17 protein-coding genes and 1 pseudogene are annotated in these 23381 nt (G+C 73.6%); 13 read left to right on the top strand and 5 right to left on the bottom strand.

All coding sequences use genetic code 11. The features are described 5' to 3' along the window. Nucleotides 1-44: 44 nt before the first annotated feature. A complete protein-coding gene (gene typA / locus ABZS80_RS21715) occupies nucleotides 45-1913 on the bottom strand; it encodes a translational GTPase TypA (RefSeq protein ID WP_355058411.1) in 1869 nt (622 codons plus the stop codon). A gap of 129 nt (nucleotides 1914-2042) precedes the next feature. Between typA and ABZS80_RS21710 the strand changes: the two genes are divergently transcribed. Together ABZS80_RS21710 and ABZS80_RS21705 are read left to right on the top strand one after the other, a co-directional pair. Further along, nucleotides 2043-3497 (top strand): DedA family protein, encoded by a 1455-nt coding sequence (locus ABZS80_RS21710; protein ID WP_355058409.1) that lies wholly within the window; start codon nucleotides 2043-2045, stop codon nucleotides 3495-3497. Between the two features lie 30 nt (nucleotides 3498-3527). Next, a complete protein-coding gene (locus ABZS80_RS21705) occupies nucleotides 3528-4403 on the top strand; it encodes a lytic transglycosylase domain-containing protein (RefSeq protein WP_355058407.1) in 876 nt (291 codons plus the stop codon). A 50-nt stretch (nucleotides 4404-4453) separates the two neighbouring features. Here the strand turns inward: ABZS80_RS21705 and ABZS80_RS21700 are convergent, their stop codons facing one another. Further along, nucleotides 4454-6580: an MMPL family transporter gene (locus tag ABZS80_RS21700; protein WP_355058405.1), complete on the bottom strand. Its 2127-nt coding sequence runs from the start codon at nucleotides 6578-6580 to the stop codon at nucleotides 4454-4456. A 139-nt stretch (nucleotides 6581-6719) separates the two neighbouring features. On the opposite strand from ABZS80_RS21700, the gene ABZS80_RS21695 reads away from it, so the two are divergent. The 5 genes from ABZS80_RS21695 to ABZS80_RS21675 all read left to right on the top strand — a co-directional run bounded on the left by ABZS80_RS21695 (nucleotide 6720) and on the right by ABZS80_RS21675 (nucleotide 11942). Continuing rightward, entirely contained in the window at nucleotides 6720-7247 is a 528-nt protein-coding gene (locus tag ABZS80_RS21695) for a MarR family transcriptional regulator (RefSeq protein ID WP_355058593.1), read from the top strand. Nucleotides 7248-7249: 2 nt separating this feature from the next. After that, on the top strand, nucleotides 7250-8905 hold the full coding sequence (locus ABZS80_RS21690) for a CocE/NonD family hydrolase (RefSeq protein WP_355058403.1): 1656 nt from the start codon (nucleotides 7250-7252) through the stop codon (nucleotides 8903-8905). A 166-nt stretch (nucleotides 8906-9071) separates the two neighbouring features. After that, nucleotides 9072-9980, top strand: a complete 909-nt coding sequence (locus ABZS80_RS21685; protein WP_355058401.1) for a hypothetical protein — start codon at nucleotides 9072-9074, stop codon at nucleotides 9978-9980. A 109-nt stretch (nucleotides 9981-10089) separates the two neighbouring features. Next, entirely contained in the window at nucleotides 10090-10665 is a 576-nt protein-coding gene (locus ABZS80_RS21680) for a metalloregulator ArsR/SmtB family transcription factor (RefSeq protein WP_355058399.1), read from the top strand. Beyond that, nucleotides 10662-11942, top strand: coding sequence for an MFS transporter (locus tag ABZS80_RS21675; protein ID WP_355058397.1), 1281 nt, complete (start codon nucleotides 10662-10664; stop codon nucleotides 11940-11942). Before ABZS80_RS21680 ends, ABZS80_RS21675 begins: the two co-directional genes overlap by 4 nt. Nucleotides 11943-11993: 51 nt before the next feature. Here ABZS80_RS21675 and ABZS80_RS21670 read toward each other — a convergent pair whose 3' ends face one another. After that, complete coding sequence (locus ABZS80_RS21670; protein ID WP_091059998.1) at nucleotides 11994-12197, bottom strand: cold-shock protein; 204 nt, start codon at nucleotides 12195-12197, stop codon at nucleotides 11994-11996. A 166-nt stretch (nucleotides 12198-12363) separates the two neighbouring features. Between ABZS80_RS21670 and ABZS80_RS21665 the strand changes: the two genes are divergently transcribed. Further along, entirely contained in the window at nucleotides 12364-13050 is a 687-nt protein-coding gene (locus tag ABZS80_RS21665; RefSeq protein WP_355058394.1) for a 50S ribosomal protein L11 methyltransferase, read from the top strand. A gap of 91 nt (nucleotides 13051-13141) precedes the next feature. Continuing rightward, nucleotides 13142-13732: pseudogene (locus ABZS80_RS21660) on the top strand (VTT domain-containing protein); the annotation flags it as partial. 57 nt (nucleotides 13733-13789) lie between these two features. On the opposite strand, the gene ABZS80_RS21655 reads toward ABZS80_RS21660, so the two are convergent. Together ABZS80_RS21655 and ABZS80_RS21650 are read right to left on the bottom strand one after the other, a co-directional pair. Next, nucleotides 13790-14443, bottom strand: coding sequence for an MBL fold metallo-hydrolase (locus ABZS80_RS21655; RefSeq protein WP_355058392.1), 654 nt, complete (start codon nucleotides 14441-14443; stop codon nucleotides 13790-13792). An 8-nt stretch (nucleotides 14444-14451) separates the two neighbouring features. After that, nucleotides 14452-15168: a maleylpyruvate isomerase family mycothiol-dependent enzyme gene (locus ABZS80_RS21650; RefSeq protein WP_355058390.1), complete on the bottom strand. Its 717-nt coding sequence runs from the start codon at nucleotides 15166-15168 to the stop codon at nucleotides 14452-14454. A 257-nt stretch (nucleotides 15169-15425) separates the two neighbouring features. Here ABZS80_RS21650 and rsgA point away from each other — a divergent pair, with 257 nt between their 5' ends. The 4 genes from rsgA (at nucleotide 15426) to uvrC (ending at nucleotide 22354) form a co-directional block, all read left to right on the top strand. Continuing rightward, a complete protein-coding gene (rsgA, locus tag ABZS80_RS21645) occupies nucleotides 15426-16505 on the top strand; it encodes a ribosome small subunit-dependent GTPase A (protein ID WP_355058388.1) in 1080 nt (359 codons plus the stop codon). Nucleotides 16506-16714: 209 nt separating this feature from the next. Beyond that, a complete protein-coding gene (uvrA, locus tag ABZS80_RS21640; RefSeq protein ID WP_355058386.1) occupies nucleotides 16715-19660 on the top strand; it encodes an excinuclease ABC subunit UvrA in 2946 nt (981 codons plus the stop codon). 152 nt (nucleotides 19661-19812) lie between these two features. Continuing rightward, nucleotides 19813-20325 (top strand): Rieske (2Fe-2S) protein, encoded by a 513-nt coding sequence (locus ABZS80_RS21635; RefSeq protein ID WP_355058384.1) that lies wholly within the window; start codon nucleotides 19813-19815, stop codon nucleotides 20323-20325. An 88-nt stretch (nucleotides 20326-20413) separates the two neighbouring features. Continuing rightward, nucleotides 20414-22354, top strand: a complete 1941-nt coding sequence (gene uvrC, locus ABZS80_RS21630; RefSeq protein ID WP_355058382.1) for an excinuclease ABC subunit UvrC — start codon at nucleotides 20414-20416, stop codon at nucleotides 22352-22354. Nucleotides 22355-23381: the final 1027 nt, after the last annotated feature.

Raw genomic sequence — 23381 nt, 5'->3', positions numbered from 1 at the left:
CGGTCCGCCGGGGTGGCGGGCCGGGCTCCGGGGTGGCGCTGTGGTCAGCCGGCGTGCTTGCGGCGGGCGGCCATCCGGCCGCGCTGGGTCTGGTCCAGCACCACCTTGCGGATCCGCACCGCGCTCGGGGTCACCTCGACGCACTCGTCCTCGCGGCAGAACTCGAGGGCCTGCTCCAGCGACAGCTTGCGCGGCGGGATCAGCTTCTCGGTCTCGTCGGAGGTCGAGGCCCGCATGTTGGTGAGCTTCTTCTCCTTGGTGATGTTGACGTCCATGTCGTCGGAGCGGGAGTTCTCGCCGACGATCATGCCCTCGTACACCTCGGTGGTCGGCTCGACGAAGAGCTGGCCGCGCTCCTGCAGGTTGATCATGGCGAACGAGGTCACCGCGCCGGCCCGGTCGGCGACCAGGGAGCCGTTCTGGCGGGTCCGCAGCTCGCCGAACCACGGCTCGTACGACTCGAAGACGTGGTGCAGGATGCCGGTGCCCCGGGTGTCGGTGAGGAACTCGGTGCGGAAGCCGATCAGGCCGCGCGCCGGGACCAGCCACTCCATCCGGATCCAGCCGGTGCCGTGGTTGACCAGCTGCTCCATCCGGCCCTTGCGGGTGGCGAGGAGCTGGGTGATGGCGCCCAGGTACTCCTCCGGGGCGTCGATGGTCAGCCGCTCGACCGGCTCGCAGGTCTTGCCGTCGATCTCCTTGGTGACCACCTGCGGCTTGCCGACGGTCAGCTCGTAGGACTCGCGGCGCATCTGCTCGACCAGGATGGCCAGCGCCAGCTCACCGCGGCCCTGCACCTCCCAGGCGTCCGGCCGCTCGGTGGGCAGCACCCGCAGCGACACGTTGCCGACGAGCTCCTTGTCGAGCCGGTCCTTGACCATGCGGGCGGTGACCTTGGCGCCCTTGACCCGGCCGACCAGCGGCGAGGTGTTGGTGCCGATGGTCATCGAGATGGCCGGCTCGTCGACGGTGATCAGCGGCAGCGGGATCGGGTTCTCCGCGTCCGCGAGGGTCTCACCGATCATGATCTCCGGGATGCCGGCGACCGCGATGATGTCGCCGGGGCCGGCCGAGTCGGCCGGCTTGCGCTCCAGGCCCTCGGTCATGAGCAGCTCGGAGATGCGGACCCGCTGGCTGCTGCCGTCGGTGCGGCACCAGGTGACCGTCTGGCCCTTGCTGATCGTGCCCTGGCGGACCCGGCACAGCGCCAGGCGGCCGAGGAACGGCGAGGCGTCGAGGTTGGTCACGTGCGCCTGCAGGGGCGCATCCTCGTCGTAGGCGGGCGCCGGGATGGTGTCCAGCAGGGTGCGGAACAGCGGCTCCAGGCTGTTGCTGTCGTCGGGCACCGAGCCGTCGGCCGGCTGGGTCAGCGAGGCGATGCCGTCGCGGGCGCAGGCGTAGACGATCGGGAAGTCGATCTGCTCCTCGTCGGCGTCCAGGTCGAGGAAGAGCTCGTAGGTGTCGTCCACGACCTCCTTGATCCGGGCGTCCGGCCGGTCCACCTTGTTGATCACGAGGATGATCGGCATCCGGGCCTTGAGGGCCTTGCGCAGCACGAACCGGGTCTGCGGCAGCGGGCCCTCGCTGGCGTCGACCAGCAGTACCACCCCGTCGACCATGGTCAGGCCGCGCTCGACCTCACCACCAAAATCGGCGTGGCCGGGGGTGTCGATGATGTTGATGGTGACCGCGTCGGAGCCGTCCGCGGGCATGTACCGCACGCCGGTGTTCTTGGCCAGGATGGTGATGCCCTTTTCCCGCTCGAGGTCCATCGAGTCCATGACCCGCTCGGTGTCCTCACCACGGGCGCCGTAGGCGCCGGCCTGCCGCAACATGGCGTCGACCAGGGTCGTCTTGCCGTGGTCGACGTGGGCGATGATGGCGACGTTGCGGAGGTCGGTGCGTAGCTGCATACCCTCCATACTCCTGTCTGCGGTTGCCGGGCACGCCTCGGGGTCACCCCGAGATCGCCCGGATCTCTGCCGAAAGTGCTGTCCCGACCGTTCCAGCGACTGGCATGCTGGCTCCCGTGCGGGGACCGGATGCCTGACCTGCTGAACTGGCTGCAGGAGCTGCCGCCTCTGCTGATCTACCTGGTCGCCGCGACAATCGTCGCGGGCGAAACCGCGGTGATCTTCGGGCTGCTGGTGCCGGGCGAGGCGACCCTGCTGCTGGTCGGCTTCTTAGCCTACGCGGGGACGCTGCGGATTATTCCGGCGCTGCTGGCCATGACCGCTGCCGCCGTGATCGGAGACACACTCGCCTACCGGGCCGGCCGGCGATATGGGCCGAAACTGCGTGCCTCCGGCCTCGGCGCCCGGATCGGACCGCAGCGGTGGCGGCGCGCCGACTCGCTGCTCGACCGCCTGGGCGGGCGGGGCGTGCTGGCGGCCCGCTGGGTGGCCTTCGCCCGCACCCTGGCACCTCGGCTGGCCGGCGCGGCGGGCCTGCCGTACCGGCGCTTCGCCCTGTGGAACCTGGCGGGGGTGGTGAGCTGGGTGGGCGCGTCCGTGCTGGTCGGCTACGCCGCCGGTGAGTCCTACGAGCGGGTGTCGCGGTTCCTGGGCCGGGCCACCGGCGCGGTGCTCGTGCTGCTGGTCTGCCTCATCGGGGTGGTGCTGGCCGGCCGCTGGCTGGGTCGCAACCCGGACCCGGCGCGGGCGCTGGCCGCCCGCCCCGCCGCCCTGCCGCCGCTGCGCTGGCTGCGCGCCCGCTACGGGGTGCTGTTCTTCCTGCTCGCCATGCGGTTCGGCCCGGCCGGGACGCTGCTGATCAACCTGGCGGCCGGCCTGCTGCTGCTCTTCGCGGCCGGGCTCGCCGTCGCGGCGGTGCTGGAGGCCGTGGTCCGGCACAGCGGGCTCGGGGTGCTCGACGGGCTCGTCGCGGACTGGTTCGCCGCCCGGCGTACCCCGGGGGTGGCCGACACGGCGCTGGCCGCCGTCTCGGTGCTGCGCGGCTGGGTGCTGATCGCCGCGGTGGCCCTCGTGGCGGCGGTGGTGGCCTGGCGGAGCCGGCCCTGGCGGGCCGACCTGCTCAGCGTGCTCGGCACGGTGGGGGCGTTCGTGCCGCTGGTGGTGCTGGTGGTGGTCGCCGGCCTGACCGGGCAGGGCGGCCCGGACGGCGCGCCGGACCTGCCGCCCACCCAGAACGCGGTGGTCACGGCGAGTTTCGGCACCCTCGCGTGGCTGCTGTCCCGGGGCGCCCGCTGGCCGGTGGCCGTGGCGGTCTGGACGGGCGCGCTGGCGGGCGTGGTCGCCGTCACCGGCGCCCGGCTCTACCTGGGGTGGAGCACGGCCAGCGGCACGGCCACGTCGGTGCTGCTCGGCGCGGCCTGGGTCACTGTGTTCGTGGTCGCCTGGACGACCCGGGACCACGCGGTCGGCGGGGGCGACCCGCCGCCCGGCCCGGAGGGACCGGCCACAGGGGACGCACCGCCCCGGCCGAGGGCCTCCCGGCCGGCCTCGCGGGTACCCCGCCGGCCCGTCGATCCCTGCTAGGGTGCGGCGGACGACCACGGGGGAGGTCTGATGCGTCGAGGAGTGGGCCGCTGGGTCACGGCGGCGGTCGCCGCGGTGCTGGCGGCGGGTGCGGTCACCGGCTGCGGCAGCGAGGAGCCGCCCCGCGAGGTGGCGGTCGGGTTGCCCAGCGAGGTGCCCGTCGAGGCTCCGGCGGACGCTCCCGCCGACCTGCCGAGCGACGAGGCGCCCGCGGTCGCGGCGATGGGCGCCAAGCCCAGCGCCAAGGCCAGCCCGAGCGCGTCGGCGAAGTCGAAGCCCAAGCCGGCGCGCACGTCCACCGGCCCGCTCGCCAAGCCGAAGCCGCCCACCGAGACCCAGGTGCCGCCGCCCCCGCCGAAGCCGCCGGCGAGCGGTTGCGAGCCCAGCTACCGGGGCGCCCAGGCGACCCGCAGCCAGGTGAAGTCGGCGCTGTCCGACGCGGCGGCGCGCACCTACTGGCCCACCTCGGCGCCGGACATCAAGATCCCGCTGACGCTGATGAAGGCGACCGCCTGGCAGGAGAGCGGCTGGCAGTCCAACATCGTGGCCTGCGACGGCGGCATCGGGTTGATGCAGGTCATGCCGGCCACCGCGGACTGGATGAACCAGCGCTTCGGCCAGTCGTACGACATCGACGCCTACCGCGACAACGCCTACCTGGGCGGCACCTACCTGGCGTGGCTCACCAAGTACATCGGCGACATGTACTTCGAGTCGGACTACCGGCTGGACGCCTCCCTCTGCACGTCGGAGCTGAACTCCTGCCTGCTCAACGCGGTGATCGCGGCGTACAACTACGGGCACGGCGCGGTGGCCCGGGAGGGCCAGCCGCTGGCCATCCCCAACCCGCAGTACGTGCGCAACGTGCGGGCCCTGATGACCGAGTGCGTCTGCCTGAACTACTGAGCTGAGGAGGGCGGGGCCCCGGCGGAGGATCGCCGGGGCCCCGCCCCTGTTCAGTCCCGCGCGCCGACGGGCGCCGGGGATGCCTGCGCCGGGGTGTCGGGCTCCCGGGCGATCCGCCCCGGCCACCAGAACCGGTCACCGAGCAGGAACGCGAGTGCCGGCACCAGGACCGTGCGGACCAGCAGCGTGTCCAGCAGGACGCCGACGCAGACGATGATCCCGATCTGGGTGAGGGTGATGAGCGGCAGCACGCCGAGCACGGCGAACACCGCCGCGAGCAGCACACCGGCGCTGGTGATGACCCCGCCGGTGACCCGCAGCGCGGAGCGCATCCCGTCCCGGGTGCCGGCCCGGCGGGCGTCCTCGCGGGCCCGGGTGACCAGGAAGATGTTGTAGTCCACGCCGAGCGCCACGAGGAACACGAAGGCGAGCAGCAGCACCCCGCTGTCCAGCGCCGGGAAGCCCAGCACCCGGTCGAAGAGCAGCCAGGCCGCGCCGAGGCTGGCGAAGAACGACGCGATGACCGTCAGGACGAGCAGCACCGGGGCGAGCAGCCCGCGCAGGAGCAGCACCAGCACCGCCCCGACCAGCAGCAGGATGATCGGCAGGATCAGCCACAGGTCCTTCGTGTTCGCCCGGTCCGAGTCGTAGGTGGCGGCCACCGTACCCCCGACCAACGCGCCGCCGGGTGCGTCGGCGCCGGCGACCGCGGGCGGCGCGGAGCCCGGCACGGCGGCGACCGCGTCGCGCAGCGCCTCGACGGCCCGGTCCGAGGCGGTGGTGCCCGGTTCGGCCGCCAGCACCACGTCGACCTGGGCGACCCGGTCGCCGGCGGCGCCGGGCCGGGCGGAGGCGACCCCGTCGACCGCGCCGGCGGCGGCCAGCACGGCCGGTGCCGCGCCCGGGTTGGTGAGCACGGCGACCGGCTGGGTGGCGCCGGCCGGGAACGCCCGGGCCAGGGTCTCGGCGCCGCCCACCGCCTCCGGCTTCACCCGGAACTGCTCGGTCTCCGACAGGCCGGTGCGGATGCCCAGGCCGCCGAGGGCGAGGGCGGCGAGGAGCAGGGTGGACAGCGCCGCGACCGGCAGCGGCCGGCGGGCGACGGCGACACCGAGGCGGCCCCAGAGCCGGCCCTCCCGGGCCGTGTCGCCGACCCGGGGTACGAACGGCCAGAACAGCCCCCGTCCGAAGAGCACCAGGGCGGCGGGGAGCACGAAGAGCGCGGAGAGCATGGCGAAGACCACACCGGTGGCGCAGGCCACCGCGAGCGCCCGGTTGGTCTCCTGCTCGGAGAGGAGCAGGGTGAGCACGCCGAGCACCACGGTGGAGCCGCTGGCCAGAATCGGCTCGGCCGTGCGGCGCAGCGCCGAGCGCATGGCGGTGAACCGGTTCTGCTCGCGGTGCAGCTCCTCCCGGTAGCGGGCGATGAGCAGCAGCGCGTAGTCGGTCGCCGCCCCGAAGACGAGCACGCTGGCGATGCCGGTGACCTGGCCCTCCTGGAGGTGGATGCCGAGCGCGGGCACGATCGTGTCGACGGCGCGCAGGGTGAGCTGCTCGGTCGCGGCGACCACGAGCAGCGGCACGATCCACAGGAACGGGCTGCGGTAGGTGATCAGCAGCAGCAGCGCCACGACGCCCGCCGTGACCGCCAGCAGGGTGATGTCGGCGCCGTCGAAGACCTTGGTGAGATCGGCGGTGAAGGCCGGGGCGCCGGTCACCTCGACGGTCAGGGCGTCGGGCAGGTCGGCCAGCGCCGCGCGGAGCTGGGCCACCTCGTCCACCATGGCCTCCTGGCCGCCGCCGGTGGCCAGCGGCACGGCGACCAGCGCCACGGCGCCGTCGGGGGAGAACTGGGCCGGCGCGACCTTCCCGCCGGCGGCCAGCCGGCCCAGCTCGGCGTACGCGCCGTCGAGCGCGGCCCGGTCGGCCGGGGCCAGCGGGGCCCGGTCGGCCCGGCTGACCACCACGACGGCGGGTTGCACGTCGCTGTCCGGGAGCTGGTCCTGGAGGCGCTCGACCTGCGTCGACTCCCACCGCACGGAGAGGCCGGTGGCCGAGACGGGATCGGGGTTGTCGGGGCGGGGGAGGCCGAAGACGGCGGCGCCGACGACGAGCGCGGCGGCCAGGGTGAGCCAGGCGGCCAGCCGGCCCCGGGCGACGCGGGTGAACAGTGACATCGGGGTGCCCTCACGTGATCGTTGCGGCGACGACTCTCGTTTGCCAAGTATCTTGATGAGCGAGATTATCGGCGGAGGTCCTATGCTGCAACCGGACGGTTCGGGCAGGGGGTAGCGGCGAGACGTGGCAGCGGAGAGCATGTACCGGCGGCGGGACGACCCGCGCGAGCGGATGATCGCGGACATCACCAACGACCTGCGCCGCTACTCGGTGGACGCGCAGCACATCGGGCACGCCTTCGCCGGCCTGCACGGTCTCAACGCCACCGACCTGCACGCCCTCATCGCGGTGATGGACGCCGAGCTGCTCGGCGACCCGATCACCCCCGGGCGGTTGGGCGAGGCGCTCAACCTCTCCTCCGGCTCGGTGACCGCGCTCGTCGACCGGCTCGAGCGGGGCGGGCACATCCGCCGCGACCGGGACACCGCCGACCGGCGCAAGGTCCTCCTGCACTACGCCGATCGGGGCGCCACCCTGGCCCGCAGCTTCTTCGGGCCGCTCGGCCGGCGGACCGACGAGGTGATGGCGCGATTCAGCGACGACGAGCTGTCCGTCGTGCACCGGTTCCTGGCCGACATGGTGGTCTCGATGCGCGAGCACCGCGACGCCGTACGCGCGGCCCGGGGCGAGCCCGGGCGGGGCGCGCCGGAACCCGCCGCGGACTGAGCGTGCAGGGCGTCCTCACCCGGCTCGCCGCGGCGGCGCTGCGCCTGCCCGCCGCCCGGACCCGGCGGATCACGGTCACCCGGGACCTCCCGGTCCGGGTCCGCGACGGGGTGACGCTGCGCACCGACCACTACGCCCCCGACCTGCCCGGGGCGGCCTGCGTGCTGATCCGCACCCCGTACGGGCGCGGTGGTCCCGTCCGGCTGCTCGGCCGCCTCGTGGCCGAACGCGGCTACCACGTGGTGATCCAGTCCTGCCGGGGCACGTACGGCTCCGGCGGCGAGTTCGCCCCGCTGGTGCACGAGCGCGACGACGGCCTGGACACCCTCGACTGGCTGCGCCGTCAGCCCTGGTGGACCGGCGCGTTCGGCATGTTCGGCGCCAGCTACCAGGGCTTCGTGCAGTGGGCGCTGGCCGCCGAGGCGGCCGACGAGCTGCGCGCCATGGTCGCCGTCGTCACCGCCTCGGCCACCCGCGACTCGACGTACGCGGGGGAGTCGTTCGCGCTGGACACGGTCCTCACCTGGGCGGAGCTGCTCCAGGCGCAGACCGTGCCCTGGCTGGCCCGGCAGTGGGAGCTCAAGCGCGGGCAGCCCCGGCTCACCCGGGCGCTGGCCCACCTGCCGCTGGTCGAGGCGGACCGGGTCGCCACCGGGGCGACCGTGCCGTTCTTCCAGGAGTGGCTGCGCCACCACACGCCGGACGCCGACTACTGGCGGACCCGGATCTTCGGCGACCGGATCGCCGAGGTCCGCGCGCCGGTGGCCCTGGTGAGCGGCTGGCAGGACATCTTCCTCCCCGCCCAGCTCGACGACTACGCGCGGCTCCGGGCGGCCGGCGCCCGCCCCCGGCTGACGATCGGCCCGTGGACCCACGGCAGCCCCGGGCTTCTCGTGGCGGCGCTGCGCGAGGGGCTCGACTGGCTCGACGAGCACCTGGCCAGGCACCCGGGGCCGGGCCGCGCGCCGGTCCGGGTGCACGTCGGCGGTGCCGGTGGCGGCTGGCGTGACCTGCCCGACTGGCCCCCGCCGGCCGAGTCGACCCGCTGGCACCTGCACGCCGGCCGGGCGCTCGCCCCGGCGCCGCCCACCGGCTCCGCACCGGACCGGGTCTTCTACGACCCGGCCGACCCCACGCCGTCGCTCGGCGGCCCGCTGCTGGTCGCCCAGCGGGCCGGTGCCGTGGACAACCGGCCGGTGGAGGCCCGGCCGGACGTGCTGACCTACACCAGCGCGCCGCTGGACGGGCCGGCCGAGGTGGTCGGCCCGGTGCGCGCCGAGATCCACGTCCGCAGCGAGCTGTCCTACCTGGACGTCTTCGTCCGGCTCTGCGACGTGGACCGGCGGGGGCGGTCCTGGAACGTCTGCGACGGCCTGGTCCGGGTGGCGCCCGGACGCTTCCCGCGCGACGCGTCCGGTGTGGTCCGGGTGCCGGTCGCCCTCTGGCCGGCCGCGCACCGGTTCGCGCCGGGGCACCGGCTCCGCGTCCAGGTCTCCGGCGGCGCCCACCCGCGCTACGCGCGGAACCCGGGGACCGGCGAGCCGCTCGGCACCGCCGTCACTCTTCGTGCTGGCTGGCGGGAGATCCTGCACGATCCCGAGCATCCTTCGGCCTTGCTGCTGCCGATGGTTCCGGTGCCCTCCACAGTCGTCCCCTAAGTTCCAGATGGTGCTCTGAGCTGGGCATTCACCTCCCAGTGTGGATATCCTCGGTGCAAGTGCCCGGTGCCGTGCAGTTACCCGGCGGGGCGCGTCCCCGGATCATGCGCACTCACGCGTAGTGATCGTCGTGCCCCGCCGGCCATCGATCCGGAGGGGAGATCCCATGACGTCGGCTCCGGCGAACCTGTTGGCCGTCCGCAACCTGCTGCTCACCTATCTCAACGTCGACAAGAACGCCGTACGGAGTCAGGACCTGGAACCGGCCGAGGTCGGTATCGTCGGCGACCCCAACCACAGGGGTGGCTACCACTGCGGGTCCGACCGGGTGGTGGCCAGGGACTACTCGGTGGTGGAGTCACCCCGGGACTCCTCCGGCCTGACCCTGCACGCGTCCGCGCTGGACGTCGGGATGTTCTCGGTGACGTCGGGCGGTGGCACGCACAACCTGCGTACCTTCTCCACCTGGTTGGTGTCGCAGTGCGTCGCGGGCGCCGCGGACGCCCGGGACATCCGGGAGGTCATCTACTCCCCGGACGGCACGACCGTGAAGCGGTGGGACCGGCTGGGCAAGCGCACCGCCGGGGACAACAGCCACCTGTTCCACACCCACGTCAGCTTCTTCCGCGACTCCACCAAGGCGGACCGGGACCTGACCCCGCTGTTCCGCCGCTACCTGACCGCGATCGGCATGATCGCCCCAGTGAAACCGGAGACCGGCATGGAACAGACCGACAAGCTCATCAACAACACCGGATACCCGGACCGAACGGTCGGCGACGTCCTGGCCGACCTGGAGAACCTGCGCAACTGGCTGATCTCCCCGGTCAACACCACGGGCCTGGTCTCCCCGCCCCAGGCGAACTCGCCGCTGCAGTTGATGTTGGCCATGGCCCGGGCCTGGCCGGCGCTCGTCGCGCAGGTGACCGGCCTGTCCACCAAGGACTTCACCGACGAGCAGCAGATTGTCACCGGCGTGCTCGCCGGGCTGCCGCCGGAGAAGATCGCCGAGGCGATCCCGCCGCAGATCGCCCGCGACGTCGCCGACGAGCTGTCGCGGCGACTGACCGCCTGATCCGGTCCGGCCCCGCGGCGAGTGCCGCGCCGCGGTCCCGGGCCAGGCAGACCCGAAAGTTCGGCAACAAGTATTGCGCAACACCTCTTGCGGATGTCACGCTCTCCGCATGGAACAGCCCGCCGTCCGGCACGTCACCGACTCCCGCGTCCTCGCCGCGCTCGCCCATCCGCTGCGGCGCCGCCTCATGGACGTCCTCAAGGTGTACGGCCCGTGCACCGTCGGCCAGCTCGCCGAGCGCACCGGCCAGGCGCCCGCCAACGTCAGCCACCACCTCAAGGTGCTCGCCGCCGCCGACCTGGTGCTGGAGGCGCCCGAACTGGCCCGGGACCGCCGGGAACGCTGGTGGCGGCTCCGCGACCGGGGGGTCCGCTGGTCCAACACCGACTTCGACGCCGACCCCGCCGCCCGCGCCGTGGCCGACGCGGCCAGCTCACTGAACCTCGACCGGCACGTCGCCCTGGTCCGGGCCTGGCACGCCGCCCCCGACGAGGCCCACGCCGCCTGGGGTGACGGCCCGTTCAGCACCGACAAGTGGCTGCGCTTGACCCCAGCCGAGTTGGCGCAGCTCAGCGACGAGATCATCGCCCTCCTCGCCCGCTGGGCCGACCGCCCCGACCCGGACGACGGACAGACCCGCGAACCGGTCTTCCTGTTCGCGCACGGCGTGCCGGGCCAGCCGTGACCGCCCCGGTCCGCACGCCCGCGCCGGACACCGCACCCCGCCCGCGCGGCGGCCTTCTCCGGCACCGCGACTTCCGGCTGCTCTGGGCCGGGCAGACGGTCAGCGCCGTCGGCAGCAACGTGACCGCCGTGGCCCTGCCCCTGGTCGCTGTCGCCGTGCTCGACGCGACCACCTTCCAGGTGGCCGTGCTCACGGCGGCGGCCTGGCTGCCCTGGCTGCTGGCCGGCCTGCCCGCCGGCGCGTGGGTCGACCGGGTCCGCCGCCGGCCCGTGATGATCGCCGCCGACCTGGTCTCGGCGGCGCTGTTCGCCAGCGTCCCGGTGGCCGCCCTGCTCGACCTGCTCACCGTCGGCCAGCTCCTGGTCGTCGCCCTCGGCGCCGGCCTGGCCCGGGTCTTCTTCGAGACCGCCGACCAGGTCTACCTGCCCACCCTGCTGCGCCCCGAGCAGGTGCCGGAGGGCAACGCCCGGCTGCACGCCACGCAGACCGCGAGCTACCTCGTCGGCCCCGGACTGGCCGGCCTGATCGCCCAACTCGCCGGCGCGGTGACCGCGGTCCTGCTCGACGCGATCAGCTTCCTCGTCTCCGCCCTGTGCCTGAGCCGCATCCGGGCCGTCGAGCCCCGTCCGGGCCGCCCCGCCGGGTCGTCCTCGCTGCGCCGGGAGGTCGCCGAAGGGCTGCGCTTCGTCATCCGCGACCCGTACCTGCGGGTGCTGACCGTCTTCGGCGCGGCCAGCAACATCGGGCTCACCGGCTACCAGGCGGTGCTGGTGGTCTTTCTGGTCCGCTCCGCCGGGCTGCCCGCCGGGCTGGTCGGGCTCCTCATCGGACTGGCCAGCGTGGGCGGGCTCGTCGGCGCCGCCCTGGCCACCGGGCTCGCGCGGCGGCTCGGCTCGGCCCGCGCCCTGCTCGTCGCGGGGGCGCTCACCGGACCGCCCGCGCTGCTCATCCCGCTGGCCGGCCCGGGCGGCCGGGTGGGCTGGCTGGTGCTCGGCGGCGCGCTGGTCAGCCTGGGCGTCGCGGTGGGCAACGTGGTGAAGGGCAGCTTCCGGCAGACGTACACGCCGCACGGGCTGCTCGGGCGGGTGACCGTGAGCATGCAGCTGCTGAACTACGGCACCATCCCGCTCGCCGCCCTGCTGGCCGGTGCGCTGGGCGCCGCGTGGGGCCCGGCCGGGGCGATCCGGGTGATGACCGCCTGGCTCGCGCTGACCCCGCTCATCCTGCTCGCCGGGCCGCTGCGGCGGCGCCGTGACCTGCCGGCGGCACCGGCCTGAAGATGCCCTGCGGCGGCGGTCGGACAACCGACCGCCGCCACCGGCACGACGCTACATCGGACGGACGTTGTCCGCCTGCGGACCCTTCTGCCCCTGGGTCACCTCGAACTCGACCTTCTGGCCCTCGTTCAGCTCGCGGTAGCCGCCGGATTGAATGGCCGAGTAGTGGACGAACACGTCCGGACCTCCGCCGTCCTGCTCGATGAAGCCGAAGCCCTTTTCCGAGTTGAACCACTTGACCGTGCCGGTTGCCATGCGTCTCTCCCTGTTCAATGCGGGTGAGCACCGGTCGCCGCCGGTGATCGCCCTGTACCTTCCCGACCTTAACTGCCCGAACCGCGATCCGCTGCCGGAAGCGTCGGCGTGGCCCACGATTACGCTGCCAGCGCGGAAATCCCTCCGGCCCGGGGCGGCGGGGGGCATGCTTGCCCCGGTGAGGACACAGACGCCGCTGGCCGACCTGGAACGGGAGATCGAGGCGCCCGGCGACGGCCTGGACCGGCTCCGCCTGGTCCACGCGCCGTTCGTGCCGGAGGTGCGCCTGCACCTCGCCGAGGACGCCATCCTCTGGTGGGCCCGGATGGAGGCGGCGGCCGGCCGCTCGCTGCCGCCGCCGTACTGGGCCTCCGTCTGGGCCGGCGGCCAGGCGCTCGCCCGGCACCTGCTCGACCACCCCGAACTGGCCGCCGGACGGCGGGTGCTCGACCTGGCCGCCGGATCCGGGCTGGTCGCCATCGCCGCGGCGCTGGCCGGCGCCGACCGGGTGGTCGCCAACGACGTCGACCCCTGGGCGGTGGCGGCCGTGACCGTCAACGCCCGGGCCAACCGGGTCACCGTGGCCGCCACCGGGGACGACCTGCTCGACGGCACCGCCAGCGCCGACCTCGTGCTGGCCGGGGACGTCCTCTACGACGCCGCCCTGGCCGCGCGGATGCTGCCGTACCTGCAACGGGCCGCCGACCGCGGCGTCCAGGTGCTGGTCGGCGACCCCGACCGCGGACACCTGCCGCCGGACCGGCTGGAAACGGTGGCGGCCTACCCGGTGCCCGTCACCGAACCCTCGGTCGACTCCCCGGTCCGCCGGGTCCAGGTGCTCCGCCCCCGCTGACCCTCAGGGATCATCCCCGAGCCGGACTCGGGGGACCGGTGGGGAGCAAACCCGATGTGCCGGGTCGCTCCGCGGCCCTAGCGTACGGAGCATGACGGATCTGCTGGCCCAGGTCGGGGAGCTGCCCACCACCCTGCTCATGGGGATGCTGGGCATGGTGATGCTCGCCGACGCCGTACCCCTGCTCGGGGTGCTGGTCCCCGGCGACGCCGCGGTCCTCGCCGCGGTCGGCGCGGGCCGGCCCACGACCGGACTGGCGACCGTCGTGGCGGTGGTGGCGGGGTGCCTCGCCGGCTGGTCGTTGAGCTTCCTGGCCGGGCGGCGCTGGGGCGAGCGGCTGCGCCGCAGCCGGCTCGGAGACTGGATCGGCGAGCCGCGCTGGGCGGCCGCGGAGGCGCTGCTGCGCCGGGGCGGCGGGCGGATGGTGCTGGTGGCGCCGTTCCTGCCGGTGTTCAACGCGCTGCTACCGCTGGCCGCCGGCGGCCTGCGGATGTCCTACCGGAGGTTCGCGATCAGCGCCACGCTCGGCGCGACGCTCTGGGCCGGCCTCTACGTGGCCCTCGGCATCACGGCGCGGACGCTGACCGGGCTGCTGCCCGGCGCGCCGAACCCGACCGTGCTCACCATGGCGGTCGGCCTGCTGCTCGCCGGGCCGGTGCTGCTCGGCACCCGGCACCGGCTCCGCGCGGTGACCGCCGCCGACGCGGCTGAGCGGGCCGGCCGGGCCGGCCCGCCGCGCTCACCAGCCGCGGGCCCGCCACTGCGGCAGCGCGGGGCGCTCGGCGCCGAGCGTGCTGTCCTTGCCGTGGCCCGGGTAGAACCAGGTCTCGTCCGGCAGCCGGTCGAACAGCTTCCGCTCCACGTCGTCGATGAGCTGGCCGAACCGTTCCGGATCCTGGTCGGTGTTGCCGACCCCGCCGGGGAAGAGCGAGTCCCCGGTGAACAGGTGCGGCACGCCGGACGGGTCGCGGTAGAGCAGCGCGACCGAACCCGGGGTGTGCCCCTTGATGTGGATCACCTCCAGCGCGCAGTCGCCGACCGGGACCGTGTCGCCCTCGCGCAGCGGCTCGGCGTCGATCGGCAGCCCCTCGGCGTCGTCGGCGTGCACCAGCGGGCGGGCGCCGGTCTTGGCGACCACCTCCTCCAGGGCGACCCAGTGGTCCATGTGCCGGTGGGTGGTGACCACCGCGGCCAGCCCGTCGGCACCGACCAGGTCGAGCAGGCGGGGTGCCTCGTTCGCGGCGTCGATCAGCACCTGCTCGCCGGTCTCCCGGCAGCGCAGCAGGTAGGCGTTGTTGTCCATGGGGCCCACCGACACCTTCGTGATGGTGAGCCGGTCGAGCTCGCGCACGGCCGGCGCACCGCCGGGCGTGACGTCTCCGCTGTAGGTCATGACGGTGTTCAGATCCATTCCGGTGGAGTCGGCAGGGGACCGTCGGGAGTGACGGTGAGCACCTGGCCCGCGCTGCGGCCGGTCAGCCAGGCGGCGAGTTCCGGCGCGGGGCCGGCGACGGTGGGCGCCCCCTCGGGGTCACCCACGACGAGTTCCTGGCGGACGCCGTCGAAGCGCAGCACCATGGCCGGCGCCTCCGGGTTGCCCGCGAGGCCGGCCACCACCTCGTGCAGCAGCCGCTGGGCGAACGCGTCCGGCCAGTCGGCGGGCCGGTAGCCGGCCCCCAGGTCGACGTGGTGCACCTCGACCTCACGCAGCCGGCCCCAGACCAGCATCGCCGCCGGCCACGGCCCGCGCCGGGTCTGCACGGTGGCGCCCCACGCCTCCACCGGCATCTCGGCGACCGCCGCGGTGAACCGCTGCGAGCTGCGGCGCAGGTCGTCCATGAGGTCGGCCGGCCCGCGGCCCGCGCCGGCCTCGATGTCGGCCGACCGGGCCTCGGGGCTGGCGTACATGGGGATCGCCTCGCCGGTGCGCGCGGAGGTCAGCAGGTTGACGAAACCGTCGGCGTTGCGGGCCAGGTGGGTCAGGACGTGCCCGCGCGTCCAGCCCGGCAGCAGCGACGGCGCGGCCACGTCGTGGGCGCCCAGGGCGGCCACGGTACGCAGCAGCCGCGCGGTCGCCCCGTCCAGCTCGCCGGTCAGCAGGAGCGGGTCGCTCGTCATGCCGTCACCTCACTCGCGCTCACGCACCGACCCTAGCGGTAGGCCGCCGTCGCGTCGCCGGGGAAATCGCTTTCGGCGCGTCGGCGGGCCCTCTACGGTCGGGGCCGACGGCTTCAGGTCGGTGCGCGGCGTCAGACCGCGCCGAGCTGACGCCGTCGTAGGGCGTGGCACCGGGAGTCGGAGCGGAGGTGGTGGTGAGCATGCCGGTCGTAGCACCCGTGATCCGCCAGGAACCCCCTCGACACCGATGAGGACACATGACCATCGACCTGACCGCCCTCGGCTGGGACGCCGACCGGGCGGCGTACCCGAATCGACGCACTGACCGCCGGCCGGGCCGGGTGGCCCGCGTGGACCGCGGCGTCTGCACCGTGCTGTGCCCGGAGGGGCCCGTCCGGGCCACCCTGGGCGGCGGCCTGCTGGCCGCCGCGGCCCGCGACCTGACCGCGCTGCCCTGCGCCGGCGACTGGGTCCTGCTGGCCTCGTGGCCGGACGGGCCGGTCACCGTGGAGACGGTGCTGCCCCGCCGCACCGCGCTGATCCGGCGCACCGCCGGCAAGGACGCCAGCGGGCAGGTGCTGGCCGCCAACCTCGACGCCGCCGCGGTGGTCGAGCCGGTGCACCCCGCGCCGGACGCCGCCCGCATCGAACGGCTGCTCTCCCTGGCGCACGAGTCCGGCGCCGAGCCGCTCGTCGTGCTCACCAAGGCCGACCTGGCCCCCGACCCGGCGGCCGTGGCGCGGCAGCTCGCCGCCCTGGCGCCCGGGGTGCCGGTGCTGCCGGTCAGCGCCGAGCGGGGCACCGGGCTGGACCCGCTGCGCCCGTACGTCGCCCCGGGGCGCACCCTCGGCCTGCTCGGGCCCTCCGGCGCGGGCAAGTCGAGCCTGGTCAACGCCCTGGCCGGGGCCGACGTGATGCGCACCCAGGCGATCCGGCGGTCCGACGGCAAGGGCCGGCACACCACCACCTGGCGGGCGCTGGTGCCGATCCCCGGCGGGGGTGCGGTGCTGGACACCCCGGGCGTGCGGGCCGTCGGCCTGCTGGACGGCTCGGTCGGCCTGGACCGGGCGTTCGCCGACATCGCCGAGCTGGCCGCCGACTGCCGGTACGGCGACTGCGCCCACGAGGCCGAGCCGGCCTGCGCGGTGCGGGCGGCGCTGGAGACCGGCGAGCTGCCGGTCCGGCGCTGGGAGAACTGGCGGCGGCTGCAGCGCGAGGTGGCGTACGAGAGCCGGCGCCGGGAGGTCCGGCTGGCCGCCGAGCGGCGGGGCAGCTGGCGCGGCGGCCGGCGTCGGACCGGGCGTCCGGCGACCCCGCCCGGACCCGGGGGACTCTAGATCGTGCCGGGGTCGGTCGGGCGGGCCGCGCCGGTGTCCGCCCGACCGCTCTGAGCTGGGGGAATGTCCGCGCGACGGAAGTTGTCATACCTCGGGGCTAGAGTTGCCGAGGCGTCTTCCCTGCGCCTCGACAACCCTCGAAAACCGCTCAGACCCCGCGTCGGGCGGACAGATCCGCCTCACAATCTTCTTCCGGGAGCACACGCACCGTGGCCGACCGACTGATCATCCGTGGCGCGCGCGAGCACAACCTGCGTGACGTCAGTCTCGACCTGCCCCGGGACGCCCTGATCGTCTTCACCGGGCTCTCCGGTTCGGGCAAGTCGAGCCTGGCGTTCGACACCATCTTCGCCGAGGGCCAGCGCCGCTACGTCGAGTCGCTCTCGTCGTACGCCCGGCAGTTCCTCGGTCAGATGGACAAGCCCGACGTCGACTTCATCGAGGGCCTCAGCCCGGCGGTCTCCATCGACCAGAAGTCCACCTCGCGCAACCCGCGCTCGACCGTCGGCACCATCACCGAGGTCTACGACTACCTCCGCCTGCTCTTCGCTCGCATCGGCGAGCCGCACTGCCCGATCTGTGGCGAGCGCATCTCCAAGCAGAGCCCGCAGCAGATCGTCGACCGGGTGCTGGCCATGGCCGAGGGCACCCGGTTCATGGTGCTCGCCCCGGTCGTGCGCGGCCGCAAGGGCGAATACGTCGACCTCTTCGCCGAGCTCCAGGCCAAGGGCTACGCCCGGGCCCGGGTCGACGGCGTGGTGCACCCGCTGACCGAGCCGCCCAAGCTCAAGAAGCAGGAGAAGCACACCATCGAGGTGGTCATCGACCGGCTCAGCGTCAAGACCAGCGCCAAGCAGCGGCTGACCGACTCGGTCGAGGCGGCGCTCGGCCTCTCCGGCGGCCTGGTGCTGCTCGACTTCGTCGACCTGGCCGAGGACGACCCGGCCCGGGAGCGCCGCTACTCCGAGCACCTGGCCTGCCCCAACGACCACCCCCTGGCCATCGAGGACCTGGAGCCCCGGGTCTTCTCCTTCAACGCGCCCTACGGCGCCTGCCCGGAGTGCACCGGCCTGGGCACCAAGAAGGAGGTCGACCCGGAGCTGGTGATCCCGGACCCGGAGCGCACCCTGCGCGAGGGCGCCATCCAGCCCTGGGCGACCGGGCACAACCTGGAATACTTCCTGCGCCTGCTGGAGGCGCTCGGCGAGGCCCAGCACTTCGACGTCGACACCCCGTGGCGAGCGCTGCCGTCCCGGGCGCAGAAGACGATCCTGCACGGCTCCGACGACCAGGTGCACGTCCGCTACCGCAACAAGTACGGCCGCGAGCGCTCCTACTACACCGGCTTCGAGGGTGTGATGCAGTGGATCGAGCGCCGGCACACCGACACCGAGTCGGAGTGGTCGCGGGACAAGTACGAGGGCTACATGCGCGACGTGCCGTGCGCGGCCTGCGGCGGCACCCGGCTCAAGCCCGAGGTGCTCGCGGTCACCCTGGCCGGCAAGAGCATCGCCGAGGTCTGCAACCTCTCCGTCGGCGAGGCCGCCGACCTGCTCGCCGGCATCGAGCTGACCGACCGGCAGAAGATGATCGCCGAGCGCGTGCTCAAGGAGATCAACGCCCGGCTGAAGTTCCTGCTCGACGTCGGCCTCGACTACCTCTCGCTGGACCGCCCGGCCGGCACCCTCTCCGGCGGCGAGGCGCAGCGCATCCGGCTCGCCACCCAGATCGGCTCCGGCCTGGTCGGCGTGCTCTACGTGCTGGACGAGCCCTCCATCGGCCTGCACCAGCGGGACAACCACCGGCTGATCGAGACCCTGCTGCGGCTGCGCGGGCTGGGCAACACCCTCATCGTGGTCGAGCACGACGAGGACACCATCCGGGTCGCCGACTGGATCGTCGACATCGGCCCCGGCGCCGGCGAGCACGGCGGCAAGATCGTGCACAGCGGGTCGGTGCCGGCCCTGCTGGAGAACGAGGAGTCGGTCACCGGGGCGTACCTGTCGGGGCGCAGGTCGATCCCGACGCCGGCCGTCCGCCGGCCGCAGACCCCGGACCGCGAGCTGGTGGTGCACGGGGCGCGCGAGCACAACCTGCGCAACCTCACCGTGGGCTTCCCGCTCGGCCAGCTCATCGCGGTCACCGGGGTCAGCGGCTCCGGCAAGTCGACGCTGGTCAACGACATCCTGCACGCGGTGCTGGCCAACCAGATCAACGGCGCCCGGCTGGTCCCCGGCCGGCACACCCGCATCACCGGGCTGGAGCACGTCGACAAGGTCGTCGGCGTCGACCAGTCGCCGATCGGCCGGACCCCGCGCTCCAACCCGGCCACCTACACCGGCGTCTGGGACCACATCCGCAAGCTGTTCGCCGAGACCACCGAGGCCAAGGTCCGGGGCTACGGCCCGGGGCGGTTCTCGTTCAACGTCAAGGGCGGGCGCTGCGAGGCGTGCTCCGGCGACGGCACCATCAAGATCGAGATGAACTTCCTCCCGGACGTCTACGTCCCCTGCGAGGTCTGCAAGGGCGCCCGCTACAACCGGGAGACCCTGGAGGTGCACTACAAGGGCCGGACGGTCGCCGAGGTCCTGGACATGCCGATCGAGGAGGCGGCCGAGTTCTTCTCCGCCATCCCGGCCATCCACCGGCACCTCAAGACCCTGGTCGACGTCGGCCTCGGCTACGTGCGTCTCGGCCAGCCCGCGCCGACGCTGTCCGGCGGCGAGGCGCAGCGCGTCAAGCTCGCCTCCGAGCTGCAGAAGCGCTCCACCGGCCGGACCGTCTACGTGCTCGACGAGCCCACGACGGGCCTGCACTTCGAGGACATTCGCAAGCTGCTCATGGTGCTCGAGGGCCTGGTCGAGAAGGGCAACACCGTGATCACCATCGAGCACAACCTCGACGTGATCAAGTCCGCCGACTGGATCATCGACATGGGCCCCGAGGGCGGGCACCGGGGCGGCACGGTGCTCGCCACCGGCACGCCGGAGGAGGTCGCCGAGGTGCCGGAGAGCCACACCGGCCAGTTCCTGCGGCCGATCCTCAGGCTCGACGGCGCGGCCAAGGGCGCCAAGGCGGCCACCACCCGGGCGGCCAAGGCCAACGGCGGCGCGACGAAGCCGCGGGCACGCAAGGTGCCGGCGGGAGCGCGCTGAGCGACGGGTACGACGGGCGGGCCGCCATGGCCCGCCCGTTTCGCATATCCATTTCGTGACGCGTCAGTATGAACCGTGCGCCAGAGTGATTCGTGTCCTCAAGTGAGGCCACGGATCACGACGGGTGGCGGCAGCCGAGAGAAAGGCCGGACATGAGTGACGACGAGGTGCTGACCGGGCCGGGGAGGCAGACTCGCCGGACCCTGCTGGCGGGCGCCGGCGCGGTCGGGGCGGCCGTGGTGCTGACCGCCTGCGGCGACGACGCGGGCGACACGGCCGGCGGCCCGGCCCCCACCAGCGGCGGCCCGGCCCCCACCAGCGGCGGCCCTCCCGGCGCCACCAACGCCGGCGACCCCGAGGGCGGCGACCGGGACAGCAAGGGTCCACTCGCCCGGACCACCGACATCCCCGTCGGCGGCGGGGCGGTCTTCGCGAGCCAGGGCGTCGTGATCACGCAGCCCGAGGCCGGCGTGTTCAAGGCCTTCGACCCGATCTGCACCCACCAGCGCTGCCCGGTGTCGAGCGTCGACGGCGGCACCATCAACTGCACCTGCCACAACAGCCGGTTCTCGATCACGGACGGCTCGGTGAAGCAGGGCCCGGCGACCAAGCCGCTCGCGCCGAAGAACATCAAGGTCACCGGCGAGCAGATCACCCTGGCCTGACCATCGCCGCGCGTCCCCCGCCCGCCGACCGGTGGCGGGGGACGCGCGGCGACGGCCGGTTGTCGGGGGTGCGGACTACGCTTGGCGGGTGGCTGACCCCTCGACCTACCGTCCCGCACCTGGCACCATCCCGGAGTCGCCAGGGGTCTACCGCTTCCGTGACGGCACCGGCCGGGTGATCTATGTCGGCAAGGCGCGCAACCTGCGCAGCCGGCTCAACTCCTACTTCGCCGACCCGGTCAACCTGCACCAGCGCACCCGGCAGATGGTCTTCACCGCCGAGTCGGTGGACTGGATCACGGTCGCCACCGAGGTCGAGGCGCTCCAGCAGGAATACACCTGGATCAAGCAGTACGACCCGAGGTTCAACGTCCGCTACCGCGACGACAAGTCGTACCCCTACCTGGCGGTGACCCTCGACGAGGAATACCCGCGGCTGCAGGTGATGCGCGGCGCCAAGCGCAAGGGGGTGCGCTACTTCGGGCCGTACTCGCACGCCTGGGCCATCCGCGAGACGCTGGACCTGCTGCTCCGCGTCTTCCCGGCGCGGACCTGCTCCTCCGGGGTGTTCAAGCGGGCCGGCCAGGTCGGCCGTCCCTGCCTGCTCGGCTACATCGGCAAGTGCTCCGCGCCCTGCGTCGGCAGCGTCACCGCCGAGGGGCACCGGGAGATCGTCAACGGCTTCTGCGACTTCATGGCGGGCCGCACCGACACCATGGTGCGCCGGCTCGAGAAGGAGATGCTGGAGGCCAGCGAACAGCTCGAGTTCGAGCGGGCCGCCCGGCTCCGCGACGACGTGGCGGCGCTGCGCCGGGCCATGGAGAAGCAGACCGTCGTGCTCGGCGACGGCACCGACGCCGACGTGGTGGCCTTCGCCGACGACCCCCTCGAAGCCGCGGTCCAGGTGTTCCACGTCCGCGACGGCCGGGTCCGTGGCCAGCGCGGCTGGGTGGTGGAGAAGACCGAGGAGCTGACCACCGGCGACCTGGTGCACCACTTCTGCACCCAGGTCTACGGCGGCGAGCAGGGCGAGGCCGACGTTCCGCGCGAGCTGCTCGTCCCCGAGCTGCCCGGCGACGTCGACGCGCTCGCCGACTGGCTCTCCACCCGGCGCGGCAGCCGGGTGTCGCTGCGGGTGCCGCAGCGCGGCGACAAGCGGTCGCTGCTGGAGACCGTCGAGCGCAACGCCAAGGACGCGCTCGCCCGGCACAAGCTCAAGCGGGCCGGTGACCTGACCACCCGCAGCCAGGCCCTCGACGAGATCGCCGATTCGCTCGGCATGCGCACCTCCCCGCTGCGCATCGAGTGCTTCGACGTCTCCCAGATCCAGGGCACCGACGTGGTGGCCAGCATGGTCGTCTTCGAGGACGGGCTGCCCCGCAAGAGCGAGTACCGCCGGTTCATCGTGCGGGGCGCCACCGACGACCTCTCCGCCATGTCCGAGGTGCTGCGCCGGCGCTTCGCCCGCTACCTCGACGCGCGTGCCGAGACCGGGGAGATCGGCGAGGAGACCGCCGGCGACCCGGACCGGCCCGGCATCGACCCGACCACCGGGCGACCGCGCCGGTTCGCGTACCCGCCGCAGCTGGTCGTCGTCGACGGCGGCCCGCCGCAGGTCGCGGCCGCCGCGCAGGCCCTCGCCGAGCTGGGCATCGACGACGTGGCGCTCTGCGGGCTGGCCAAGCGGCTGGAGGAGGTCTGGCTGCCCGACGACGAGTTCCCGGTCATCCTGCCGCGCACCTCCGAGGCGCTCTACCTGCTCCAGCGGGTCCGCGACGAGGCGCACCGCTTCGCCATCACCTTCCACCGCCAGCGGCGATCGAAGCGGATGACCGAGTCGGCGCTGGACAACGTCCCCGGTCTCGGCGAGGTACGCCGCAAGGCCCTGCTGCGGCACTTCGGCTCACTGAAGCGGCTCAGCGCGGCGACGGTCGAGGAGATCACCGAGGTGCCGGGGGTGGGCAAGCGGACCGCCGAGGCGATCCTGGCCGCCCTCGACGAAGGCGCCGAACGCACCCCCACCCCCTGACCCTCTCGCGGGTCTCCACACCTCCCACCCGCGGCCTCCCACGCCGACCCGCGTTGATCAAGGAGTTTGCGTCGGGGATGGGCCTCGCTCTGACGCAAACTCCTTGATCAACGCGGGCGGGGGCGCGACCGGCTGGGGGAGTGGGGTGCGCGGTGGGGATGCGCCGCCTCGTCGAGATGGACTGCCACTGCCCATGCCGCCGGCCGGGCGCGTCGGTGGAGCGGCCCGCTGCCCATCCCATCTCGGGCGCGTCGGTGGAACGTCATGGGTGTCTCCGGGCGGTGGAGACACCCATGGTGTTCCACTCACCACCGCACTGTTTGCCGTCGGCCGCCGTGCTGTTGGCTCCAGCAGGGTGGGCTGCTGCGCGGTTCGTGGCTGCGGTGGCCGACCGATGGGTTGTGGGCGGCTACGAACTTGATGACGTGAATGGATCAGCGCGGCGGCATGGTCGCCGCAGCGGCAGGGTCGGCGTGTCTTGGTCGGTGCCTGTCGAGCTGATGTCGGGAGTCCGGGGTTGGTTGCCGGCTGTGCGGGCTGGGGTGGATGTCGGGTTTCGGGCGGCGGGGTCGCCTGGGGTGGACGTCCGGTTGCGGCCCCGGTGTCGCGTGGCTGGGGCCACCGCCACGATGCCCAGTTTCGCCCTGGTGTCGGGTGGTCGGCGCCACGGTCGGGGCGGAATGATGGCGGGGGTGGGGTCGTTGTACATGGCAGACCGCGGAGCAGCCCGCGCCCGAGCGAGCCAGCCCCGGTCGGAATGACCGGCCCCCGCCGGTCGTTACATACCCCGGACCGCGCACCACTGGTCCGCGCCGGCCAGTCAGGGAATGCCTCCCCGCCGCCGGTGGTTACATCCCCGGACCGCCCGAGCAGGTCACCCCCTGATCGCCGGGCACCCAGACTTTCCCTTCGCGGCACCGCACCCCCAATTTCGCGTGTGCTGTGATCCCCCGACAGAAAGGCGTGACTCATCATGCGTACCAACACCATGCTGCGGAACACCGTTCTGACCGCTGCCGGCTTCGCC

It is taken from the genome of Micromonospora sp. NPDC005305, assembly GCF_040607315.1.
Classification (GTDB): Bacteria; Actinomycetota; Actinomycetes; order Mycobacteriales; family Micromonosporaceae; genus Micromonospora.
Note: the sequence above shows the minus strand (reverse complement) of the source record. Positions and strands in the feature narration are given on the sequence as shown.